This is a genomic window from Nocardioides aromaticivorans (assembly GCF_013408525.1).
GTDB classification, from domain to species: Bacteria; Actinomycetota; Actinomycetes; order Propionibacteriales; family Nocardioidaceae; genus Nocardioides; species Nocardioides aromaticivorans.
The window spans coordinates 2829811-2851882 of record NZ_JACBZM010000001.1 but is presented as its reverse complement, the minus strand read 5'-3'; the positions used below and the strand labels follow the sequence as shown (position 1 = coordinate 2851882).

The 22072-nt window shown below is 73.4% G+C and carries 21 protein-coding genes and 3 tRNA genes; 11 read left to right on the top strand and 13 right to left on the bottom strand.

The features are described from left to right. Nucleotides 1–120 precede the first annotated feature (120 nt). Together BJ993_RS13535 and BJ993_RS13530 are read left to right on the top strand one after the other, a co-directional pair. A complete protein-coding gene (locus BJ993_RS13535) occupies nt 121–1140 on the top strand; it encodes an adenosine deaminase (RefSeq protein WP_179649227.1) in 1020 nt (339 codons plus the stop codon). Between the two features lie 39 nt (nt 1141–1179). Then, on the top strand, nt 1180–1812 hold the full coding sequence (locus tag BJ993_RS13530; RefSeq protein ID WP_179649225.1) for a DUF4190 domain-containing protein: 633 nt from the start codon (nt 1180–1182) through the stop codon (nt 1810–1812). Nucleotides 1813–1816: 4 nt separating this feature from the next. On the opposite strand, the gene BJ993_RS13525 is transcribed toward BJ993_RS13530, so the two are convergent. The 10 genes from BJ993_RS13525 to BJ993_RS13480 all read right to left on the bottom strand — a co-directional run bounded on the left by BJ993_RS13525 (nt 1817) and on the right by BJ993_RS13480 (nt 8040). Beyond that, nucleotides 1817–2848 carry a UDP-N-acetylmuramate dehydrogenase gene (locus tag BJ993_RS13525; protein ID WP_179649223.1) on the bottom strand — a complete coding sequence of 344 codons (1032 nt, stop codon included), beginning with the start codon at nt 2846–2848 and terminating at the stop codon, nt 1817–1819. Then, on the bottom strand, nt 2841–3242 hold the full coding sequence (locus BJ993_RS13520) for a MaoC/PaaZ C-terminal domain-containing protein (protein WP_036550289.1): 402 nt from the start codon (nt 3240–3242) through the stop codon (nt 2841–2843). The genes BJ993_RS13525 and BJ993_RS13520 overlap by 8 nt, the downstream gene beginning before the upstream one ends. Beyond that, nucleotides 3239–3634, bottom strand: a complete 396-nt coding sequence (locus BJ993_RS13515; protein WP_036550287.1) for an FAS1-like dehydratase domain-containing protein — start codon at nt 3632–3634, stop codon at nt 3239–3241. Before BJ993_RS13515 ends, BJ993_RS13520 begins: the two co-directional genes overlap by 4 nt. A 126-nt stretch (nt 3635–3760) precedes the next feature. Beyond that, on the bottom strand, nt 3761–3931 hold the full coding sequence (gene rpmG / locus BJ993_RS13510) for a 50S ribosomal protein L33 (protein WP_028654832.1): 171 nt from the start codon (nt 3929–3931) through the stop codon (nt 3761–3763). A gap of 58 nt (nt 3932–3989) precedes the next feature. Next, nucleotides 3990–4063, bottom strand: a tRNA-Met gene (locus tag BJ993_RS13505). A gap of 66 nt (nt 4064–4129) precedes the next feature. Next, nucleotides 4130–4202 (bottom strand) — tRNA-Thr (locus tag BJ993_RS13500). Nucleotides 4203–4275: 73 nt separating this feature from the next. Then, nucleotides 4276–5679 (bottom strand): amidase, encoded by a 1404-nt coding sequence (locus BJ993_RS13495; RefSeq protein ID WP_179649221.1) that lies wholly within the window; start codon nt 5677–5679, stop codon nt 4276–4278. Nucleotides 5680–5936: 257 nt separating this feature from the next. Then, on the bottom strand, nt 5937–6653 hold the full coding sequence (locus BJ993_RS13490) for an LrgB family protein (RefSeq protein ID WP_179649219.1): 717 nt from the start codon (nt 6651–6653) through the stop codon (nt 5937–5939). Beyond that, nucleotides 6650–7042, bottom strand: coding sequence for a CidA/LrgA family protein (locus tag BJ993_RS13485; protein WP_036550282.1), 393 nt, complete (start codon nt 7040–7042; stop codon nt 6650–6652). The genes BJ993_RS13490 and BJ993_RS13485 overlap by 4 nt, the downstream gene beginning before the upstream one ends. Continuing rightward, nucleotides 7039–8040 carry a pirin family protein gene (locus BJ993_RS13480; RefSeq protein ID WP_308645568.1) on the bottom strand — a complete coding sequence of 334 codons (1002 nt, stop codon included), beginning with the start codon at nt 8038–8040 and terminating at the stop codon, nt 7039–7041. The genes BJ993_RS13485 and BJ993_RS13480 overlap by 4 nt, the downstream gene beginning before the upstream one ends. Before the next feature lie 72 nt (nt 8041–8112). Here BJ993_RS13480 and BJ993_RS13475 point away from each other — a divergent pair, with 72 nt between their 5' ends. After that, a complete protein-coding gene (locus tag BJ993_RS13475; RefSeq protein ID WP_179649217.1) occupies nt 8113–9231 on the top strand; it encodes a glycosyltransferase in 1119 nt (372 codons plus the stop codon). A 129-nt stretch (nt 9232–9360) separates the two neighbouring features. Here BJ993_RS13475 and mptB read toward each other — a convergent pair whose 3' ends face one another. Then, complete coding sequence (gene mptB, locus BJ993_RS13470) at nt 9361–10869, bottom strand: polyprenol phosphomannose-dependent alpha 1,6 mannosyltransferase MptB (RefSeq protein WP_179649216.1); 1509 nt, start codon at nt 10867–10869, stop codon at nt 9361–9363. Nucleotides 10870–11020: 151 nt separating this feature from the next. On the opposite strand from mptB, the gene BJ993_RS13465 reads away from it, so the two are divergent. The 6 genes from BJ993_RS13465 (at nt 11021) to BJ993_RS13440 (ending at nt 18482) form a co-directional block, all read left to right on the top strand. Beyond that, entirely contained in the window at nt 11021–11491 is a 471-nt protein-coding gene (locus tag BJ993_RS13465) for a nitroreductase family deazaflavin-dependent oxidoreductase (protein WP_179649214.1), read from the top strand. Between the two features lie 62 nt (nt 11492–11553). After that, a complete protein-coding gene (locus tag BJ993_RS13460) occupies nt 11554–14151 on the top strand; it encodes a non-ribosomal peptide synthetase (RefSeq protein WP_179649212.1) in 2598 nt (865 codons plus the stop codon). Beyond that, entirely contained in the window at nt 14151–15167 is a 1017-nt protein-coding gene (locus BJ993_RS13455) for an iron ABC transporter substrate-binding protein (protein WP_179649211.1), read from the top strand. Before BJ993_RS13460 ends, BJ993_RS13455 begins: the two co-directional genes overlap by 1 nt. Nucleotides 15168–15400: 233 nt before the next feature. Next, nucleotides 15401–16735 carry an ABC transporter permease gene (locus BJ993_RS13450; RefSeq protein ID WP_308645567.1) on the top strand — a complete coding sequence of 445 codons (1335 nt, stop codon included), beginning with the start codon at nt 15401–15403 and terminating at the stop codon, nt 16733–16735. Beyond that, nucleotides 16732–17766 carry an ABC transporter ATP-binding protein gene (locus tag BJ993_RS13445; RefSeq protein ID WP_179649209.1) on the top strand — a complete coding sequence of 345 codons (1035 nt, stop codon included), beginning with the start codon at nt 16732–16734 and terminating at the stop codon, nt 17764–17766. Before BJ993_RS13450 ends, BJ993_RS13445 begins: the two co-directional genes overlap by 4 nt. A 131-nt stretch (nt 17767–17897) precedes the next feature. Continuing rightward, nucleotides 17898–18482 carry a hypothetical protein gene (locus tag BJ993_RS13440; RefSeq protein ID WP_257026883.1) on the top strand — a complete coding sequence of 195 codons (585 nt, stop codon included), beginning with the start codon at nt 17898–17900 and terminating at the stop codon, nt 18480–18482. An 85-nt stretch (nt 18483–18567) separates the two neighbouring features. On the opposite strand, the gene BJ993_RS13435 is transcribed toward BJ993_RS13440, so the two are convergent. Then, nucleotides 18568–19704: a response regulator transcription factor gene (locus tag BJ993_RS13435; RefSeq protein WP_036550253.1), complete on the bottom strand. Its 1137-nt coding sequence runs from the start codon at nt 19702–19704 to the stop codon at nt 18568–18570. Between the two features lie 214 nt (nt 19705–19918). Here BJ993_RS13435 and BJ993_RS13430 point away from each other — a divergent pair, with 214 nt between their 5' ends. Beyond that, entirely contained in the window at nt 19919–21295 is a 1377-nt protein-coding gene (locus tag BJ993_RS13430) for an FAD-binding oxidoreductase (RefSeq protein ID WP_179649207.1), read from the top strand. Between the two features lie 60 nt (nt 21296–21355). Here the strand turns inward: BJ993_RS13430 and BJ993_RS13425 are convergent. Next, nucleotides 21356–21437: transfer RNA gene (locus BJ993_RS13425), tRNA-Tyr, on the bottom strand. 129 nt (nt 21438–21566) lie between these two features. Between BJ993_RS13425 and BJ993_RS13420 the strand changes: the two genes are divergently transcribed. Next, nucleotides 21567–22058, top strand: coding sequence for a YajQ family cyclic di-GMP-binding protein (locus BJ993_RS13420; protein ID WP_179649205.1), 492 nt, complete (start codon nt 21567–21569; stop codon nt 22056–22058). Nucleotides 22059–22072: the final 14 nt, after the last annotated feature.

The following is a 22072-nucleotide window of genomic DNA, read 5'->3' as shown; positions in this document are numbered from 1 at the left end:
ACTCATCATGTGGAGGAACCACCAGTGGGTGACTCTACCCACCCGACCCACACCGGTCCAAAGCCGGCCCGCCCCGACTCCGCGGGCACGGCGCTGGAGGGGCGCCCCTACGATGGCGCCGTGCGGGACCTCCATGCTCTACCCAAGGCCCACCTCCACCTGCACTTCACCGGTTCCATGCGGCACGCGACGCTGCTCGAGCTCGCCGAGCGCGACGGCATCCACCTGCCCGACGCACTCGTGGCGGAGTGGCCGCCGCAGCTGACGGCGGCGGACGAGAAGGGCTGGTTCCGGTTCCAGCGCCTGTACGACGTCGCACGCTCCGTGCTGCGGACCGAGGACGACGTGCGCCGGCTCGTGCGCGAGGCCGCCGAGGACGATGTCGCCGACGGCGGCCGTTGGCTGGAGATCCAGGTCGACCCGAGCGGCTACGGCGGCCGCTTCGGCGGGATCACCGCCTTCACCGACCTGGTCCTCGACGCCGTGCGCGACGCGTCCGAGCGCACCGGCCTGGGCATGGCGGTCGTGATCGCCGCCAACCGGACCCGGCACCCGCTCGACGCCCGCACCCTCGCCCGGCTGGCCAGCCAGTACGTCGACCGGGGCGTCGTCGGCTTCGGGTTGTCGAACGACGAGCGGCGCGGGCGCACCGAGGACTTCGCGGGCGCGTTCGCGATCGCCGAGAGGGCGGGCCTCCTGCTGGCTCCGCACGGCGGCGAGCTGCGAGGACCGGAGCACATCCGCACCTGCCTCGACTCGCTGCACGCCGGACGACTGGGGCACGGGGTGCGGGCCGCCGAGGACGCCGACCTGCTGAAGCGGATCGTCGACACCGGTGTCGCGCTCGAGGTGTGCCCCGTCTCGAACGTCGCGCTCGGGGTCTACTCCGACCTGACCTCCGTGCCGCTGCCGACGCTGCTGGAGGCCGGCGCGACGATCGCCCTCGGCGCCGACGACCCGCTCCTGTTCGGGTCGCGGCTGGCCGGGCAGTACGCCACGATGCGCGCGGCCCACGACCTCTCCGACGCCCAGCTCGCCGAGCTCGCCCGGATGTCGCTGCGGGCCAGCAACGCCCCGCAGGATCTGCGGGAGCGCGCGCTGGCCGACATCGACGCCTGGCTGGCCGCACCGGACTCCTGATCCCGTTTCCACCGGGTCCGCGGATGGAAGGATGAGGCCATGAGCGAGCAGCCGCCCCTGGCGTCCCCGTCCGGCCCGGAGCCGAGCCCCGACGACTCCCCGGCCTACGGCGACGTGGGCGGCGCGGCGGCTCCCGGCGCGGAGCCGACCCGGATGGTCCCGCCCGCACCCAGCCCCTCCTTCGACAAGCCGACGCCCGAGGGCCCGTCGTACGACAGCGCTCCACCGCCCCCGCCCGCCGGCGGTGGGTACGGCGGCTACGGCGCGCCCGGTGCCGGCGCTCCCGGCGGGCCGGGCTGGGCGCCGTACCCGGTCAACCCTCCGGGGGGCGCGCCCTACCAGGTCAACCAGCAGTACGTCGCCTTCGGCGCCCCGACCCACCAGCTCGCGACCACGTCGCTCGTGCTGGGCATCGTCGGGATCGCGGGGATCCTGCTGACGCCGTTCCTCCTGATCACCTTCGTCGCGGCGGCCTGCTCCCCGTTCGCGATCTGGCTGGGGGTGCGCTCGCGACGCGAGATCCGCGCCAACCCGCGGCAGTACGGCGGCGAGGGCGTCGCGACGGCCGGCCTCGTCACCGGCATCATCGGGGTGGTCCTCGGCGTGATCGGCCTGCTGCTGATCCTGGCGTTCTTCGTCTTCCTGGCCGCGGTGTTCAGCACCGGCGCCTGAGCCGTCAGAGGCTGGTGCCGACCAGCACCGGCTCGTTGACCAGGGTGATCCCGAACCGTTCGCGCACCCCGTCGCGGACCTCGCGGGCCAGGTCGAGCAGCTCGGCCGTCGTGGCGCCGCCGCGGTTGGTCAGCGCCAGCGTGTGCTTGGTCGACAGCGAGACCCGCGCCCCCGGCCGGTCGAGGCCGTGGCCCTTGCCGAAGCCGGCGTGGTCGATCAGCCACGCGGCGCTGGTCTTCACGCTCCCGTCCGGCTGCGGGTACGACGGCGCACCGTCGGGCACCAGCGCAGGGTCGACGATGGGGTTGGTGAAGAACGAGCCTGCGCTCCACGTGTCGTGGTCGGCCGCGTCGAGCACCATCCCCTTGCCGCGGCGCAGGCCGAGCACGGCCTCCCGGACCTCGGCCAGCGGTGCGCGCTCCCCCTGCTCGACGCCGAGGGTGCGGGCGAGCTCGGCGTACGCGACCGGCGCGGACAGCTCGCCGGCGTGGAACTCGAAGGTGACGTCGAGGACGAGGTGCCGTGCGGGGTCGGCCTTGAACCGCGAGTGGCGGTAGGCGAAGCGGCACTCCTCGGCGGAGAAGGTGCGCTGGCCCTTGAGCACGCGGTCCCAGACCCGCACGCGGGCGATCGTCTGGGCCACCTCCTGGCCGTAGGCGCCGACGTTCTGCACCGGGGTGGCGCCGGTGGTCCCGGGGATGCCGGAGAGCGCCTCGACGCCCACCCAGCCCTCCGCGACCGCGCGCGCCACGAAGCCGTCCCACGGCTCCCCCGCGGCGACGGTCACGCTGGCGACGCCGCAGGCGTCCCCGTCGACGTGCACCCCGCCGCCGACGAGGTGGACGACCGTCCCGGCGAAGCCCTCGTCGGCCACGACGAGGTTGCTGCCGCCGCCGACGAGCAGCACCGACTCCCCGGCGGCATCCGCCTCGGTCACGGCCGCGACGAGGGCGTCGGCGTCCGCCACCGGCACGTAGCGGCCGGCGGGGCCGCCGAGCCGCAGGGTGGTGAGGTCGGCGAGCGTGGGGTCAGGCACGGACGACGGCCTTGGGCGCCCCGAGCACCTTCGTGCCGTCGACGGTGATGGTCAGCGCGAGCGGCAGCAGGCCGTCGTCGGTGCGCTCGCCGACGGTCCCGGCCAGGGTCACCCGCGCCGCGCCCTCAGCGGGTACGACGACCGGCGCGACGAACTTCGCGCCGATCTCGACGACCTCGGCTCCCCCGGTCCACTCGCCGACCGCGCGGCCGACGAGCGCCAGGGTGTACATCCCGTGGGCGATCACGCCGGGGAGGCCGACCGCGAGGGCGATCTCCTCGTCCTGGTGGATCGGGTTGTGGTCGCCGCTGGCGTGGGCGTAGGCGACCAGGTCGGCGCGGGTCACGTCGTAGGTGATCGCGGGCAGCTCGGCCCCGCTGGTCAGCTCGCTCATGCGGCACCTCCGCGGTGGACGATGGTGGCGGTCGCCGTACACACGACGGCGCCGGAGGCGTCGGTGATCTCGCTCGACGTGCTGATGATGTCGTTGCCGCCGATCGAGCGGACGCCGGTCACGGTGAGCGTGGCGGTCAGCACGTCACCGACCACGACGGGGCGCTCGTAGCGGAAGCGCTGGTCGCCGTGGACGATGCGGGACAGCTCGATCTGCTCGGCCGCGAGGAAGTCCTGGAGCGCGGCGAAGGTGACGACGATGGGGAAGGTCGGCGGGACGGCGTCGCCGGTGCTGCCACCGACCGCGTCGACGAAGGCCCGGACGGCCTCCTCGGTCACGGTCGTGGGCTGCGTCGGGGGGAAGGCGCGTCCGACGAGGGAGTCGCTCGGCATGGCCCGACCCTAGTCGGGGCCTCCGGCTACTCGCGAGTCAGTGCGGCCGGCGCGCGCGGGAGCACGACGAAGGCCCGCCACCCCGGTGGGGCGACGGGCCTTCGGAGCGCTCGGCGAGCGCTGCGATCAGCGGGTCTCGCGGTGCGCGGTGTGCTTGCGGCAGCGCGGGCAGAACTTCGACAGCTCGATGCGGTCGGGGTCGTTGCGCCGGTTCTTCTTCGTGATGTAGTTGCGCTCCTTGCAGTCCACGCAGGCAAGCGTGATCTTGGGGCGAACGTCAGAGCTCTTGCTGGCCACGGGAAGTCCTTCTGGATGCGTCTTGGGGGTACTGCTGGTGCTGCTTCGTCATCTGGCGTAGCGGGGGCGGGACTCGAACCCGCGACACCACGATTATGAGCCGTGTGCTCTAACCACCTGAGCTACCCCGCCAGGGGCGGCAGGGCTCCCGCCTCCCCGGGCCGTTTCCGGCTCGGATCGGCGGACCCTGGCTCCCAGAGCCCCTTTACGGAATCGAACCGTAGACCTTCTCCTTACCATGGAGACGCTCTGCCGACTGAGCTAAAGGGGCAACGCCGGAGAACTATATACGGGCCCCCGTGCGGCGCGAAATCGGCGTGCACTTCGCGCGCGAGGCAGGGGTTCTACGCCTGGATCCGGGCGAACGGCCGGGCCTCCTCGAGCTCGTAGGCGAGCGCGATCAGGAGCGCCTCGTGGCCCGGCGCGGCGCCGAACATCATCCCCTGCGGGAGCCCGCCCGCCGTGGTCGCGAGGGGCAGGGAGATCGCGGGGGCACCGGTGACGTTCTGCCACGGCGTGAAGGCCACCCAGTCGAGCAGCTTGTCCATGATCACGTCGAAGGACTGGGTCGGGTCGAGGTGGCCGATCTTCGGGGTCTCGGTGGCCAGGGTGGGGGTGAGCGCGACGTCGTACCGCTCGTAGTAGAGCTCGGCCTGTGCGGCCGCCCGCTTGAGGCGGGTGATCGCGCCCGGCACCCGGTGCAGGTTGCGGCGCGCGTGACGGGCCAGGCCGAGGGTGAGGTTGTCGTGGCGGGAGCGGTCCCACGTGCGCCCGTGCGCGGGTCGGCCCATCGCCAGCATCGCCTGCGCCAGCAGCGCCCAGTAGAGCAGGAAGTCGTCGGCGAACGACGGCCCGACGGGGACGTCGGACTCGGTCACCGTGTGGCCGAGGTCCTCCAGCAGCGCGGCGATCTGCTCGGTCAGCGCCTTGGTCGCGGCGTCGGCACCGCGGCCGACACCCGAGGTGTTCAGCGCGATCCGCAGGCGGCGCTTGCCGGGGCGGGTGAGGTCGCCGATCGGCGGCAGCTCGAGGGTGCGGTGGATCCGCTCGGCCTCGCGGTAGAACGCGGCCGTGTCACGCACGGAGCGGGTCACGACGCCGTCGGACACGATCCGGATCGGCATGTCGCGGAAGACCTTGTCCTGCGCCAGCCGGCCACGGGTGGGCTTCAGGCCGACGAGACCGTTGACGGCCGCCGGGATGCGGATGGACCCGCCGCCGTCGTTGGCGTGGGCGATCGGGACGACACCCGCGGCGACCAGCGCCGCGGAGCCGGAGCTCGAGGCGCCGGCGGAGTGCTCGGTGCTCCACGGCGTCCGTACGGCGCCGAGCCGGGGGTGCTCCGCGGACCCGCTGAAGCCGTACTCCGACAGCTGGCTCTTGCCGAGCGCGACCATCCCGGTCGCGAGGTACATCGCGGCGAAGTCGCCGTCCTTCCTCATCGGCCGCGGCTCCCACGCGTCCGTGCCGGAGCGGGTCGGCATGCCGGCGACGTCGACGTTGTCCTTCACCAGCGTGGGCACGCCCGCGAAGAAGGAGCTCCCCGGCTGGACGCTGCGGGCCTCGGAGCGGGCCCGCTGGACGGCCGTGTAGGCCATCGCGTTCAGGTGGTCGTCGACCGTCCCGAGCCGGGCGACGGCCGCGTCGACCACCTCCAGGGGCGAGACCTTGCCGGCCCGCAGGTGCTCGGCCAGGCCGACCGCGTCGAGGTCGCCGAGGGCATCGTCGGTGAAGGAGTGCACGCGCATGCAGGGAAACTAACGGCTCGGCGACGCCCAGGCGTCCGACCACGGTCGGAGTTTCGGAGGCTTCTGGTGGCCGCGAGGTGTGCGGTCCTCTCCGCCGAAGTGGGCCGGTTTCTCCGCCGAAGTGGGCCGGTTTCTCCACCGAGGTGTGCGATGGTCCCCAGCGGCGGCCGCACGGAGTCACACCTCGACGGAGAAACCCTCACACCTCGACGGAGAAACCCTCACACCTCGACGGAGAAAGCCTCACACTTCGCGCGTCAGAACAGCACCAGGGCGAGCACCGGGACGAGCAGGCTGATCGCGAGCGCGGTCAGGCCCATCGACAGCCCGGCGAAGGCCCCCTCCGTCTCGTCCTCGCGCAGCATCCGGGAGGCACCGACCCCGTGGGAGACCGCGCCGATCGCGAGCCCCCGGGCCCGTCGGTCCCGGACGCGGAGCAGGTTGAGGGTCGACGGGCCGATGACGGCCCCGACGATGCCGATCAGGATCACCAGCACCGCGGCGAGCGGCGGGATCCCGCCGAGCGACTCCGTGACCGCGATCGCGACCGGGGTCGTCGCCGCCTTCGGCGCGAGCGTCCGCTCCAGCTCCTCGTCGGCGCCCAGCGCCCGCGCCAGCAGGACCGCCGAGACGATCGACACGACGGCACCGACGGTGACGGCGACCAGCATCGGGACCGCGAAGCCCTTGAGCCGGTCGGCCTGGCGGTGCAGCGGGATCGCCAGCGCGACCGTCGCCGGGCCGAGCCAGAAGGCGACGAGCTCGGTGGCCGAGCGGTACGACGGGTAGTCGACGTCGAGCAGCGTGATCGCGGCACCGACGACCGCGACCGCCACGAGCACCGGCTGCGCGGCCGCGTGGCCATCGGTGCGCTCCTGGACCCACCGGCCCAGCTGGTAGCCGACCAGCGTGACGCCGAGCAGGCCGAGCGGCGAGCGGGCGACCTCGAGGGCCGCGTCGAGGGGGCTGCTCACGCCGCCCCCGGTGCCGTCGGGTCGGCCCCGAGGTCGTCGCGGGGCTTGCCGAGCAACCGCTCGAGGAGCACCGCCGTCCAGGCCACCGCGACCAGTCCGAGGAACCACGAGCCGAGGATCGCGACCGTGATCGGCAGGGCGTCGCGGCCGAGCACCGACCAGTACGCCACCACCCCGACGCCCGCCGGGATGAAGAACAGCTGCAGGTGGCGCAGCAGGCCGGAGCCCGCGCGCACGAGCGAGCGGCTGTCGTCGTACCGGCGCAGGCGGAGGAAGACGAAGAGCACCAGCATCCCGACGACCGGGCCGGGCACGGGCAGGTCGGCGACGCGCACCACCAGCTCCCCGACGAGCTGGAACCCCACCAGCCAGGTCAGGCCAGCGATCACCGGCGCTCTCGCAGGCGGGCGTTCGGCAGGCCGGGCGCGGGGATGGGCCGCAGCGGCTGGTCGGGTACGACGCCGAACCGCCCCGGCGCGACGAGGCGGCTGTCGGGCAGCACCTCCCCCGAGTCCGGGTCGGTGATCTGGCCCTGCCAGGCGGCGCGGTAGTCGACGATCTCGTCGTGGGTGCGGCCCACGAAGTTCCACCACATCACGATCGACTCTCCGAACGGCGGGCCTCCGAGCACCAGCACGCGAGCGCCCTCGTCGCCGGCGACCAGGCGGATCTCCTGGGCGCCCGTCGGCACGTAGGCGAGGTCGGACGCCTTGGCGTCGAGGTCACCGACCGTGACCGAGCCGAGGTCGACGAGGACCCCGTGCTCGAAGGTCTCGTCGACGGGGACCACGAGGGTCGTGCCGGGGTCGAGCACCACCTCGGCCCCGAGCAGCGGCGTGAAGGTCGCGACCGGCGAGCTGTCGCCGAGCAGCGAGCCGAGGAAGACGTGGGCCCGCCAGCCGTCACCGGCGACCTGCTCGGGCGCGTAGTGCTCGAAGCCCGGGTCGGTGTCGCGGTCGGCGTCGGGCAGCGCGACCCAGAGCTGGGCACCGTGCAGGACCGTGGTCTCCGGGGTCGACACCTCGGAGTGGCTGATGCCGCGGCCGGCGGTCATCAGGTTGACCTCCTGGGGGCGCACCATGGCGACGTTGCCGGCGCTGTCGCGGTGCTCGATCTCGCCCGTGAACAGCCAGCTGACCGTCTGCAGCCCGGTGTGCGGGTGGGGCGCGACCTCCATGCCGCCGCTCTCGCTCACCAGGTCCGGGCCGTAGTGGTCGAGGAAGCACCAGGCACCGATCAGCGACCGGTGCCGCTGCGGCAGCGTGCGGCGTACCGGCATCGCACGGGGGCCGCCGAGCGGCACCTCACGCGGCGTCATCAGCTCCACGCCCGCCGCCTGACGGCTCTCGCAGACGACCGGGTCCGGGTCCTTCTCGGGATTGCTCACACCTCAGTATCCTTCCGCGCCCGTCAACCGTGTGGTGGGCATCAGTTCATCCGCTGTCGTCATCGTGGCCCCGTGCGGATCGCCCAGCTGGCCAACTTCGTCGGAGCCACCTCCGGGGGCATGCGGACCGCGATCGAGCACCTCGGCCGGGGGTACGTCGACGCGGGAGCCGAGCGACTCCTCGTCATCCCCGGACCGGTCGACACCGTGACGTCGACCGAGCTCGGCGAGGTGGTCCAGGTCCGCGCACCCCGCGTCGGCGGCGGCTACCGGCTGATCGTCGAGCCCTGGCGGGTGACGGAGGTGCTCGAGCGCTGGCAGCCGACCAGCGTCGAGTGGAGCGACAAGCTGACCCTGCTGCCCGTCGCCTGGTGGGCGCGGCGCAACGGGGTGCGGTCGGTGCTGCTGTCCCACGAGCGGATGGGCGACATGTTCGCGATGCGCTCCGGCCTCGACACCACCTCGAAGGTCTCCATCGGCCTGCTCAACCGGCTGCTGGTCCGCAGCTTCGACACCGTCGTGGTGACCTCGCGCTACGCCGAGGAGGAGTTCCGGCTGGTCGCCGCCGCGGCCGGGTGCCCCGTCGAGCGGGTGCCGCTCGGCGTCGACCTGGACACCTTCCGTCCCGTCCCACGGGAGTCGCGGGCAGGCAGGCGGGAGCTGCGGCTCGTCCACGCCGGCCGGCTCTCCCGGGAGAAGTCCCCGCACCTGGCCGTCGCGACTGCCGTCGAGCTGCACCGGCGCGGCGTACCGCTGCGGATGGACGTGTACGGCGAGGGCCCGCACCGCGACGAGCTCGAGGAGATCGCGGAGGGCGCGCCCGTCCACTTCCACGGGTACGTCGACGGGCGCGACGCGCTGCGCGACCGCATCGCCGCCGCCGACGTCGCCCTGTCCGTCTGTCCCGGCGAGACCTTCGGCCTGGCCGTGCTGGAGGCGCTCGCCTGCGGCACGCCGGTGGTCACCGCGGACCGCGGAGGCGCGCGCGAGCTCGTCGACCGCGCCTGTGGCGCCTGGGGAAGCCCGACCCCGGCGGCCCTCGCCGATGCCGTCCAGCGGCTCGCGGCGCGCCCCGAGGACGTCGTACGACGGGCGGCGCGTCAGCGCGCGGAGCAGTTCGGCTGGGACCGCACCGTCGCCCGGATGCTCGCCCTGCACGCCGGGGAGCGGGTCGGGGTGCTCAGCGCCTGACACCTCGACCGTGCAGAAGTGACACTTCGGCGGAGAAGCCCTGACACTTCGGCGGAGAAACTCTCACACTTCGGCGGAGAAACCCTCACACTTCGGCGGAGAAACCCTCACACTTCGGCGGAGAAACCCTCACACCTCGGCGGGTGGGCGGGCGGGGGCGAGCGGGGCCACGACGCGGGCGACGGACTCGCGGGCGCTGCGGGTGAGGAGGAGGACCGGCATCAGCAGCGCGACGGTCATCGAGCCGAGCACGATCGCGTAGTAGGCGCCGTGCAGCGAGGAGTCGAGCGGCGCGACGAGGCCGAGCAGCATCGAGATGCCGACGAGGGCGCCCATGGCGTGCGGGCGCAGCCTCTGGGTGGCGAGGAACGGCGGCAGCATCAGGAAGTACCAGAGGTGCACGACCGGGGAGAGCAGCACGAAGGCGGCACCGGCCGTGGCGACCCCTGCCAGCGCGGTACGCCGCTCGCCCGTCCGCCACCCGAGCGCCACCCACGCCCCGATGCCCAGGGCAGTGAGCAGGCCCAGGGCGCGGACGAGGTCGCGGAAGAAGGCGGGGCCGGTGGGGATGCCGAGGTGGAGGGCCAGGAAGTCGAGGATGCCGCCGACCAGCGTGGTCGCCGACAGCGGGGTGTTGACCTCGCCGGGGACGGTCAGGGCGTGCAGCCAGCCGTTGCCGAGGCCGGTGACGACGCCGAGGCCGAGCAGGGTGCCGACCGCGACGGCGCCCACCGACGCGAGCCGGCGCAGTCGCGGCAGCAGCGCCGCGCCGACGGGCAGGGACACGAGCGCGATGCCGACGCAGACCAGTCCCCCGGGCACCTTCACCCCCGCGGCGAAGCCGGCGACCACCGCGCCCCAGGCCCAGCCGCGCTCGGCAGCCACGACGAGCGCGGCGGCCATCAGGCCGACCATGAGCAGGTCGTTGTGCAGCCCGGCGACGCCGTTGGCGATCATCAGCGGCGAGACCAGCACGACCGCCGAGGCGATCGCCGGGTTGGCCCCCGTCCAGGCGGCCAGCCGCGGCACCGACCAGGCGAGGAGCGCCAGGCCCACGAGCGCCAGGCCTCGGTGGGCGACCACGAGGGCCCACGGGTTGCCCGTCGTACCGGCGGCGAGGGCGCCGAAGAACACCGGCACCGGGCCGTAGGGCGTCGCGGTGTCCCACCACAGCGGGTCGACGGCCTGCACGATCGGCGGGGCGGTCAGCCAGGTCGGCAGCGGCAGGAAGTTGTCGGGCGCGAGCGCGCCGGGACCCCACTCGTAGGGCGAGAGCCCGACCCTGGCGAGCATGCCCTGGGCGGCGTAGGACCATCCGTCGCGGGAGAACAGCGGCGGGGCGAGCACGAGCGGCGCGCACCACACGGCCGACGCGAAGCGCACCAGCGCGACGCCCTCCCGGGTGTCGCCGGTCTCCCGGTCGCCGACCGCGACGGTGCGGCACAGCCGCAGCCAGGCGCTCGCCAGCAGGCCGAGACCGGCCAGGACGAGCACCAGTCCCGCCATCCGGCCGACCTCGTGACCGCGGATCGAGCCGAGCACGGCGATCCGCAGGACGGGGGTCGACTGCGGCAGCGTGGCCGTGACGAGACCGCCGAGGAACACCAGCACCCCGCCGAGGAGCCCACGCGTGATCACGAAGCGGACCGTAGGGCGGCCCGGCGTCGGGCGGTTGAACGAACGGGCAACGGCGCGGGTGGGAACGGCGAAGTCCGCAAGCAGGGACACCAGATGAGTGAGTCCAAGTTCTCGCACGCTCCCTTGCACTCACTCATCTAGGGTTCGCCGCATGGGCCTGTTCACCCCCGTCGCGATCAAGCTCGGCGCCCAGCCGTGGATGCCGCGCCTGCTCCCCCAGATCACGTGGACCGACCAGCACCTCCAGCGCCTCACGAGGCGCCGGGTCAGCCTCGTCGGCCTCGCCGGGCTGCCGAGCCTGCTGCTGACCGTGAAGGGCCGCAAGAGCGGCATCTCGCGCTCGACGCCCCTGCTGTGCGTCCCGTGGCAGGGCGGCTGGCTGATCGCCGGCTCCTCGTTCGGCGCTCCGAAGCCGCCCGTCTGGTCGGCGAACCTCCGCGCCGCCGAGACCGTGGAGATCGACTACCACCGCCGTCACCACACCTGCACCTGGCGCGAGCTGACCGGCGCGGAGAAGGAGAAGGCGTGGGCGCACATGGTCACCGTGTGGCCCAACTACGACAAGTACGTCGAGTGGACCGACCGGGTGATCCCCGTGTTCCTGCTCACGCCGCAGGGCTGAGCCGCCCACAAGTTAGGACAGGCTTTCTGTACTGAGGGCAGCCTTGCTTTAGCCTTCCTGTCATGGGGAAAGGCACAGCCGGTGCACAGGTCGTGGCGGGGTTCGCCGTCGACCTCGCGCGCCACGGCGACGCGCCCGCCCTCCACGCCGGCGGCCGCTCGGTCAGCTACGCCGAGCTCAACCGCCGGGTCGCCGACGCCCGCACCGCGCTCGAGTCGCTGACCGCGCAGGGCCGGCGCCACCTCGTCCGGCTCCGCCCCGAGCCCACCGTCGAGTTCGTCGTCGCGTGGCTCGCCGCCCTCACCGGCGGCCACGCCACCCTCCTGTCCCGCGACCCCGCGCTCGCCGCCGCCTACGGCACCTCCATCGAGTACGACGCCGGCGGCTGGCGCCCGACCGGCACGCTCGCGCCGGTGCTCCACCCGGACCTCCGGCTGCTGCTGAGCACCTCGGGCTCGACGGGGTCCCCCAAGCTGGTGCGGCTGTCGGCGGCCAACCTGGACGCCAACGCGGCCGCCATCGCGTCGTACCTGGGGCTCCGGGAGGACGACGTCGCGCTGACCACGCTCCCCCTCGACTACTGCTACGGCCTGTCGGTGCTGCACAGCCACCTCGCCGCGGGCGCGTCCGTGCTGCTCGACGACCGGTCGGTGACCGAGCCGGGCCTGTGGGCCGACGCGCGGTCGCACGGCGTGACGTCCTTCGCGGGGGTGCCGTACACCTTCGACCTGCTCGGCTCGACCGGCTGGCCGCAGCTGCCGACGCTGCGCCAGGTCACGCAGGCCGGCGGCCGGATGGCACCCGAGCGGGTGCGCGCCCTCGGCGCACAGGGCGAGACCGAGGGCTGGGATCTGGTCGTGATGTACGGCCAGACCGAGGCGACGGCGCGGATGGCCTGGCTGCCGCCCCACCTGGCGAGCACCCACCCGCACGCCGTCGGTGTCGCGATCCCCGGCGGCTCGTTCCGGCTGGACCCCGTCGAGGGTGCCGGCCCGGACGTCGGCGAGCTCGTGTACGCCGGCCCCAACGTGATGATGGGCTACGCCGAGTCGCCACTCGACCTGGCCCGTGGCGCGGACCTCGACGAGCTGCGCACCGGCGACCTCGCCCGGATCTCCGCCGACGGGCTGGTCGAGATCGTCGGGCGGCGCTCGCGCTTCGCCAAGCTCTTCGGCCAGCGGATCGACCTCGACCGCGTGCAGACCCTGCTCGGCCTCGGCGGCCACGACGCCGGGTGTGCCGAGGCGTCCGACGCGGAGCAGCTCGTCGTCGCCGTCCCGGGCGAGCCGGACGCGCTCGTGCTGGCCGAGGTGGCGGCGACCGTGTCCGGCGACACCGGGCTGCCGCCGCACGCCGTCCGCGTCGTGCCGGTCGCCGACCTGCCCCGACTCGCCAACGGCAAGCTCGACCAGCAGGCCCTCGCCCGCCTGCAGCCGGTTCCCGAGACCGGGCCCGGCTCGCCGGTGCAGTCGCTGGTCCGGCTCTACGGCCGCGTCCTCGGCCGCGACGTCGTCGGCCCCCAGGACTCGTTCGTCACGCTCGGCGGCGACTCCCTGTCCTACGTCGAGCTCTCGCTCCGCCTCGAGCAGCGCCTCGGCCGGCTCCCGTCGGACTGGCAGCGGCGCACGATCGCCGACCTCGCGCTCCTCGACCGCACCGGTGACGGCGCGGACGGTGCGGGCGGGGCGGACGGGGCGACGCGGGCCCGGCGGCACCGGTGGTTCGCCCGCGTCGACACCACGATCCCGCTGCGGGCACTCGCGATCGTGATGATCGTCGGCTCCCACACCAACCTCTGGGTGCTGGTCGGCGGTGCACACGTGCTGCTCGCCGTCGCCGGCGCCAACTTCGCGCGCTTCCACCTCACCGACGAGGACTCCCGCGAGCGCGTCCGGCGCGTCGTCCGGTCCGCCGCCCGCATCGCGGTCCCCTCGATCGCGTGGATCGGCGCGGTCCACGTGGCCACCGGCATGTACCCGTGGCGCACGGTCCTCCTGCTCAACGACGTCCTCGGCGGCGCCGACTGGTCCGAGCCGGCCTGGCACTTCTGGTTCGTCGAGGTCGTGCTGCTGCTCGCGCTGGGCGCCGGCCTGTTCGCGTCGGTGCCGGTGGTCATGGCGCTCGAGCGGCGGCACCGGTTCGGGCTCGCCGCCGCGCTGACCGCCCTGGCGCTCGTCCCGCGGTGGTGGGCCGACCTGGCGTCGTACGACGGCGACGTGATCCACTCCTCGCTCTTCGTCGCCTGGCTGTTCGCCGGCGGCTGGGCGGCGGCGGTCGCGCGCGGTGTCCCGCAGCGTGCCGTGGCGGCCGGCCTGCTGCTGCTCGGCACGTGGGACCTCACCGGCGACACCCGCCGCGACCTGATCATCGCGGTCGGCCTGCTGGCGCTGGTCTGGCTGCCGACGGTGCCGTGGCCGCGGGTGCTCGTCGGCGCGACCGGGACGCTCGCCAGCGCATCGCTCTACATCTACCTCACGCACTGGCAGGTCTACCCGCGGCTGGAGGACCACTGGCCGCTGGGCGGCCTGCTCGCGTCGCTGGCCGTCGGCGTGCTCGCCTGGCGCGTCGTCGAGCGGGCCCAGGCCGCGTCCTGGGCCGGGCTGACCGACCGGATCCGACCTCACTACGCTCGCCACCAACTCACCCGACAGGAAGCCTGATGAACAAGCAGCAGCTCGTGCGCGCCGTCCTCGGCGCCGCGGCCCTCACGCTGGTCGCCCCGCTCCTCGCCGCCTGCGGCGACGACGAGCCCAAGCTCGTGATCTACAACGCCCAGCACGAGCAGCTGCTCGAGGAGCTGGCGCCGAAGTTCACCGAGGAGACCGGCATCGAGGTCGAGCTGCGCAACGGCAAGGACCTCGAGCTGTCCAATCAGCTGGTCCAGGAGGGCGACGCGTCGCCCGCCGATGTCTTCCTGACCGAGAACTCGCCGGCGATGTCGCAGGTCGAGGCCGCCGGGCTGTTCGAGAAGCTCCCGGCCGACCTCGTCGCGCCGATCCCGGCGCAGTACCGGCCCACGAGCGGCCTCTGGACCGGCTTCGTCGCGCGCTCCACCGTCCTCGTCTACAACACCGACCAGGTGCAGGAGTCCGACCTGCCGGCGTCGCTGATGGACCTCGCGAAGCCGGAGTGGAAGGGCCGCATCGCCTTCTCCCCCGCCGGGGCGGACTTCCAGGCCATCGTCGCCGCGGTGCTCGACCTCGAGGGCGAGGACGCGACGAAGGCCTGGCTCGCGGGCATCAAGGCCAACGGCAAGGTGCTCGACGGCAACAACGTCGTGCTGGAGCAGGTCAACTCCGGCGAGGTCGAGGTCGGCATCGTCTACCACTACTACTGGGAGCGCGACCGCAAGGAGAACGGCGACGTCAGCGACCACTCCGCGCAGTACTACTTCACCGACCAGGACCCGGGCGCCTTCGTCAGCGTCTCCGGCGCCGGTGTGCTGAAGTCGAGCGACATGAAGGACGAGGCGGAGCAGTTCATCGAGTTCCTCGTGGGCGAGAAGGGCCAGCAGGTCCTCGCCGACAGCTACGCGCTGGAGTACCCGCTCAACCCGGCCGTCGAGCTCCCGGGCGTGACCAAGAAGTTCAGCGAGCTGCAGCCCCCGGAGGTCAACGTGTCCGACCTCGACTCGAAGAAGGTCGTTGACCTGATGACCGAGGTCGGCTTCCTCTGACCGACGGGACCAGCACGCGACGACCCCTCGCAGCCACGCGGCCGCGAGGGGTCGCCGCGCCCACCCCGCCGCTCCTCCTGGTCGGCCTGGCGATCGCGGCGCTGACCCTCGTCCCGCTCGGCTACGTCCTCTTCACCACCGCCGAGCTCGGCGGTGGTGAGGCCGCCGACTTCCTGTGGCGGCCACGCATCGGCGAGCTGCTGTGGAACACCACCCGCCTCCTGCTGGTCGGGGTGCTGACCAGCGTCCTGGTCGGGGTCGCCGGCGCCTGGGTGGTCGAGCGGACCGACGTACGAGGCCGGGGCTGGTGGCACGGACTGCTGTGCGCACCGCTGGCCGTCCCCGCGTTCGTCAACGGCTTCGGCTGGGTGTCCACGACCCACGCGGTGCAGTCCTTCCCCGGCGCGGTGATGGTCGTGACGCTGTCCTACTACCCGCTCGTCTACCTGCCGACGGTCGCGGCGCTGCGCCGGCTGGACCCGGCCGTCGAGGAGGTCGCGACCGCTCTGGGCAAGGGCCCGTGGCAGGTCTTCCTGCGGGTGACCCTGCCGGCGGTCAGCCCCGCCGTCCTCGGCGGGGCGCTCCTCGTCGGGCTGCACCTGCTCGCCGAGTACGGCGCCCTGCAGCTCCTCAACTACCCGACCCTGACGACCGCGATCCTCCAGCAGTACGCCACCGTCTTCAACGGCCCCGAGGCGACCCTGCTCGCCCTCGTCCTGGTCACCTTCTGCCTGCTCCTGCTGGGCATCGAGGTGCTCCTGCGCGGGCACCGGCCGCGCAGTCGGGTGGGCGCCGGCACCAGCCGCGCCGCCACCCCCGTCCGGCTCGGCCGGCTGCGCCCGGTCGTCGGCGCCGGCCTGGCCGCGCTCGTCGCGTGGTCGCTGGCCGTGCCCGTCTACGCGCTCGTCCGGTGGCTGGTCCGCGGCACGTCGAGCGGCCTCGAGGGCGGCGAGCTCACCAGCGCGCTGGGCAACACCCTGCTGCTCGCGGTCCTCGGTGGCGCGGTCACCACGGCCGCCGCGGTGCCCGTCGTGTGGCTGGCCGTGCGGCACCGCGGCCTGCTGACCACCGCCATCGAGCGCAGCGTCTACACCGCGAGCGCGATGCCGGGCATCGTGATCGCGCTGGCGCTGGTGACCGTGTCGATCCGGGTCGTGCCGGACCTCTACCAGACCCTCGCGCTGCTGCTGACCGGCTACCTGATCCTCTTCCTGCCCCGCGCCGTCGTCAGCGTGCGCGGGACCTTCGAGCTGGTGCCGCCCGGCCTCGAGGAGGTGGCCCGCAGCCTCGGCTGCAGCGGACCGGAGGTGGCGCGCCGGGTGACCCTGCCGCTCGTCGTACCCGGTCTGGCGTCGGCCGCCGCGCTCGTCGCGCTCGCGGTCTCGACCGAGCTGACCGCCACCCTGCTCCTCGCCCCGATCGGCACGGAGACGCTCGCCACGAAGTTCTGGTCCGACGCCTCGTCGATCGCGTACGGCGCCGCGGCGCCCTATGCGCTGGCCCTGGTCCTGCTCTCCGTCCCCTCCACCTGGCTGCTCGCCCGCCTCTCCATCAGGAGCGACCGATGACCGCACTCGAGATCCGCGCGCTGGAGGCCGGCTACGGCAAGGAGCCCGTGCTCCGCGGCATCGACCTGACCGTCACGTCCGGCGTGACCGCGATCCTCGGTTCGTCCGGCTGCGGCAAGACGACCCTGCTGCGGGCGGTCGCCGGCTTCGTCGAGCCGAGCGCCGGCACGATCGACGTCGCCGGGGAGCGGGTCGTGGGCAAGGGGCGCAGCGTGCCGGCCCGCAAGCGCGGCATCGGCTACGTCCCGCAGGAGGGCGCGCTCTTCCCGCACCTGACGGTCGCCCGCAACATCACCTTCGGCCTCCCCCGCAGCGAGCGGCGCTCGGCAGCCGCGGTCGTCGACGAGGCCCTGGCGATGGTCGAGCTCGCCCCGGAGCTCGCGACCCGGTTCCCCCACCAGCTCTCCGGCGGCCAGCAGCAGCGGGTCGCCCTCGCGCGGGCGCTGGCGCCGCGCCCCAGCCTCGTCCTGCTCGACGAGCCGTTCTCCTCCCTCGACGCGGGCCTGCGCGAGGAGACCGGCCGGGCCGTCGTACGCGCGTTGCGGGCGGCGGAGGCGGCGGCCGTGCTGGTCACCCACGACCAGGGCGAGGCGCTCTCGCTCGCCGACCAGGTGGCGGTGATGGCCGCGGGCCAGTTCCTCCAGGTCGCGGCGCCCGCCGAGGTCTACCTGCAGCCGGCCGACCCGCGGGTGGCTTCCTTCATCGGCCACGCCACGCTGCTGCCCGGTCGGATCACCGGCGGCGGACGCGGCAGCTGCGCGCTCGGTGAGGTCGCCGTGAAGGCGGGCGACGTGGCCACCGGCCCCGCCCAGCTGGCCGTCCGCTCCGAGCAGCTCCAGATCCGCACCGACGGCACCGGGACGCCGGGCGAGGTCGTCGACGTCAGCTTCTTCGGCCACGACGCGACCATCCGGCTGCGGCTCGAGACGGGCGAGCAGGTCGCCGCCCGCACCCCGGCCGACTCGGTGCCCGCCGCGGGCGACCGGGTCCGGGTGGCCGTGGTCGGCGAGGTCGTCGCCTTCCCGGGCTGACGACGTCCGAGGGCCGAAGGTCCCCCGCGGGGACGGCATCGTGGCCCTGCCGGCCGGCCGGGCGCTGCACGAGGCTGGTGCTGCAAGCACCCGCCACGGACAGGGGATCGTCCCCGGACATAGGAGCAGTGATGGCCCTCCTGCAGCGCCCCACCCACCTCGCCACCATGGTCGAGCGCGACATCGTCACCGACGGCGCGGCCCGGCGCGGCCTCGCCGTCCTGCGCCTCGGCTTCGGCCTGACCTTCCTGTGGGCCTTCTTCGACAAGCTGCTGGCGCTCGGCTACGCCACCGGCGTCAACGGCGAGACCGGAGCGGTCGACCGCTTCGGCCCCGACGCCTGGATCCACGGCGGCAGCCCGACCTTCGGCTTCCTGACCTTCGGCGTCCCGGCGGACAACCCGTTCCACGACTTCTTCACCGGCATGGCCGGTGACGCCTGGGCGGACTGGCTGTTCATGATCGGGCTCGCGGGCATCGGCACGGCCCTCGTGCTCGGGATCGGCGTCCGGATCACCGCCGTCACCGGCGGCGCCCTCTACCTGCTGATGTGGCTCGCCTCGATGCCGCTGGAGAACAACCCGGTCATCGACGACCACCTGATCGGCGCGGTCGCGCTCGTCGTCCTCGCCCTCACCCTCGCCGGCGACACCTGGGGCCTCGGCGCTGCCTGGGCACGCACGTCGCTCGTCCGGCGGTTCCCCGTCCTGCGCTGAGCAGCGTCGGCCGGCCGGACGCTGGGGCCCGTCTTCCCACGGCGGGCCTCAGTCGTGCGCCATGAGCAGTGCGTCCGGCGGTTCGTCAGGCGAACCAGCCCGACGGCGCCAGCTCGCCGCCCATCCGCGGGACGTACTGGTCGAAGTAGATCCGCGCGATCAGCTCGCGCCGCGAGCGCACGTCGGCCTTGTCGAAGACCGACTTGAGGTGGTCCTGGACCGTGTACGCCGACAGGTGCAGGGTCCGCGCGATCTCCTTGGTGTCCACGCCCTGCAGCACCAGCTGGGTGACGTCGCGCTCGCGCGGGGTCAGCCCGAACGCGGCGACGACCAGCGCGACGATCTCCGGCGGGCGCGCCTCCTCGATGGTGATCACCACGTCGCCGTCGCGGTCACCGAACGAGCTGAGCGGACCGGCCTGCAGCACGAGCCACATGCCCGACACGGTGCGCAGCCGGCACCGCGGGATCCGGTCCCACTCGCCGCGCGCGTAGCGACGGGCGGCGCCGATGAGGGCCGCGATCGGGGACAGCGGGTCGCAGTGGGCGGGGCCGGTGACGAGCTCGCCGAGCCGCTGCTCGGCGGCCGGCGTCATCTGGGTGATCTGGTCGTCCGGGCCGACGATGATCACGGCGGGACCGGTGCTGGGCGCCTCGGCCACCGGTACGACGTCGGCGAGCCGGGTCAGCATGCCGGCCCGCACCCCGTGGGCCAGCGCGGTCGACAGGGAGCCGAGGAAGTCCACCTCCGCCTGGTCGAACGGGTCGTCGTCGGTGCCGCGGAAGAGCGCCATCGCGCCCCAGACCTCGCGGCCGTCACGGAAGGCCATCCGCGCCTCGTCGCCGTAGCCGAAGTTGGGCCTCATGAACGTCGACAGGCGGAACGAGCGCTCGACCTCGCCGCCCGTCACGAGGTGGACCCCGGCGGCCGCGACCTGGCCGCGCGCCAGCTCGGTGAACGACGTCTCCTCGACGGTGCCGTACTCGATCAGCCCGAACTCGTGGTCGTGGCTGTTGCGGACCCGGAGATCGCCGTACTTGCGGGCGCTGGTGAGCATGTGGGTGCTCGGGTCGTGCGTGCCGATGCAGACACTGACCCACGGCACGGCCCGCTGGATCGACGCGACGGCCTCCTCCAGGAAGGACTCGAGGTCCAGTCCCGCGCGCGCGACGACGTCGACGTCCTGCCGCACGCGCTCAGCAGTCAGTCCGCTGGTCGTCATCTCTCGAGGCCCTTCGTGTGTTCGCGCCCCGAGCACGCACCGCCATGCCAGAAGTGTGGAGCAACCCGCCGCGGCGCGGTATCCCATATTTCTGGGTCTGGTCCGCCCCCAGAGCGCGGGGTCATGATTTCCCCACGGATCGGGGATGGTTCGCGACCGTTCCCGGACCTGATCGTTCTCGGCGTCAGGCACCCGAGAGAACGAAGGCTCCACCATGACCACCACCCCCGACACCAGCACCCTGTCCACGCTCGACAGCGGCTGCGAGGTGCACCTCCCCGGCGATCCCGGGTACGACGCCGCCAGCACCCCCTGGAACCTGGCGGTCGAGCAGCGGCCGGCCGCCGTCGCGGTCCCGCGCACGATCGAGCAGGTCAGCGACGTGGTCCGCGCGGCCGTCGCCGCCGGACTCCGGGTCGCCCCGCAGAGCACCGGCCACGGCGCGGCCGCGCTCGGCGAGGGCTCGCTGGCCGACGTCGTCCTGGTCCGGCTGCACGAGCTGACCGGCGTCAGCGTCGACGCTGCCGCCGGCACCGTCCGGGTCCTCGGCGGCACCCTGTGGCAGGACGTCGCCGTCGCGGCCGCCGCTCACGGCCGGTCCGTGCTGCACGGCTCGGCCGGCGACGTCGGCGTGGTGGGCTACGTGCTCAGTGGCGGACTGTCCTTCTACGCCCGTCGGCACGGCGTCGCGGCCAACTCGGTGCGCGCCGTCGAGGTGATCACCGCCGACGGCGACCTGCGGCGGGCGACGGCCGACGAGGACCGCGACCTGTTCTGGGGGCTGCGGGGAGGCGGCGCCGGCAACTTCGGCATCGTCGTCGCGGTCGAGCTCGGCCTGCTGCCCTATGCCGACGTCTTCGCCGGCATGCTGCTGTGGGACCGCGAGCGCGCCCCCGAGGTGGTCCGCACCTGGACCGAGTGGAGCCGCACCGCCCCCGACAGCGCCACCACGTCGCTGCGGGTGATGAGCTTCCCGCCACTGCCGGAGCTGCCGCCCTTCCTCTCCGGGCGGGACCTGGTCGTCATCGACGGCGCGATCCTCGAGACCGACGAGCGGGCGGCCGAGGTCCTCGCCCCGCTGCGGGCGCTCTCCCCGGAGATGGACACCTTCGGCCGGATCCCGGCCCCGGCGCTGCTCCAGGTCCACATGGACCCGCCCGGCCCGACGCCGGCGGTCGCCGACCACAGCGTCCTCGGTCCGCTCGACGACGCCGCCGTCGAGGCGTTCCTCGCCCAAGTGGGTCCCGGGACCCGCAGCGGCCTCATGTTCGCCGAGCTCCGCCACCTGGGCGGCCAGCTCGCGAAGCCCGTGGCGGGCGGCGGCGTCCTGTCGTCGGTCAGCGGCGAGTACGCCCTGATGTGCCTTGCGCCCGCGCCGACGCCGCAGGCCGCCGTCGCGGGCCGCGCCGCCGCCTTCTCGGTCGTCCGGGCGATGTCGGCATGGTCGCGGGTCGCCCTCGTCCCGACCTTCGCCGAGACGCGGGTCGAAGCCAGCCGGTTCTACGACGGCTACGACTGGGCCGCGCTGTGCCGGCTCCGCGACGAGGTCGACCCCGGCCGCGTGTTCGTCGCCAACCACCCGCTCTCCTGAGCGGTCCCGAGAGATGCGCGAGGGGCCCGGTCCAGTGGACCGGGCCCCTCGTCGTACCCGTGGCAGATGCAGGATTCGAACCTACGTAGGCAATGCCGGCTGATTTACAGTCAGCTCCCTTTGGCCGCTCGGGCAATCTGCCGGGTTGTGCCTCCGACCCGCTCCCTGCCTACGGAGCGTCTCCTGAGTTGGAAGGTCGGCGACGACGCGAAACAATAGCGCAGCAACACCGTCCAACCGAAAACCTCAACGACGCGCAGGTGACGAACCCATGGCCGACTCCTCCTTCGACATCGTCAGCAAGATCGACCGCCAGGAGGTCGACAACGCGCTCGGGCAGACCGCCCGCGAGATCGCGACCCGCTTCGACTTCAAGGGCACCGGCGCCAGCATCGAGTGGAAGGGCGAGCACGCGATCGAGATCAGCGCGTCCGCCGACGACCGCGCCAGCGCGGTGCTGAGCGTCTTCCAGGACAAGCTGATCAAGCGCAACCAGTCGCTGAAGATCCTCGACGCCTCCGAGCCGCGCCAGTCCGGCCAGGTGTCCAAGATCGGGATCACCCTCAAGGAGGGCATCAGCTCCGAGGACGCCAAGAAGGTCTCCAAGCTGATCCGCGACGAGGGCCCGAAGGGCGTCAAGGCGCAGATCCAGGGCGACGAGCTGCGCATCTCCTCGAAGAAGCGCGACGACCTGCAGGCGGTCCAGCAGCTGGTCAAGGCGCAGGACTACGACTTCGCGGTGCAGTTCACCAACTACCGGTGACCCACCACCGCGGG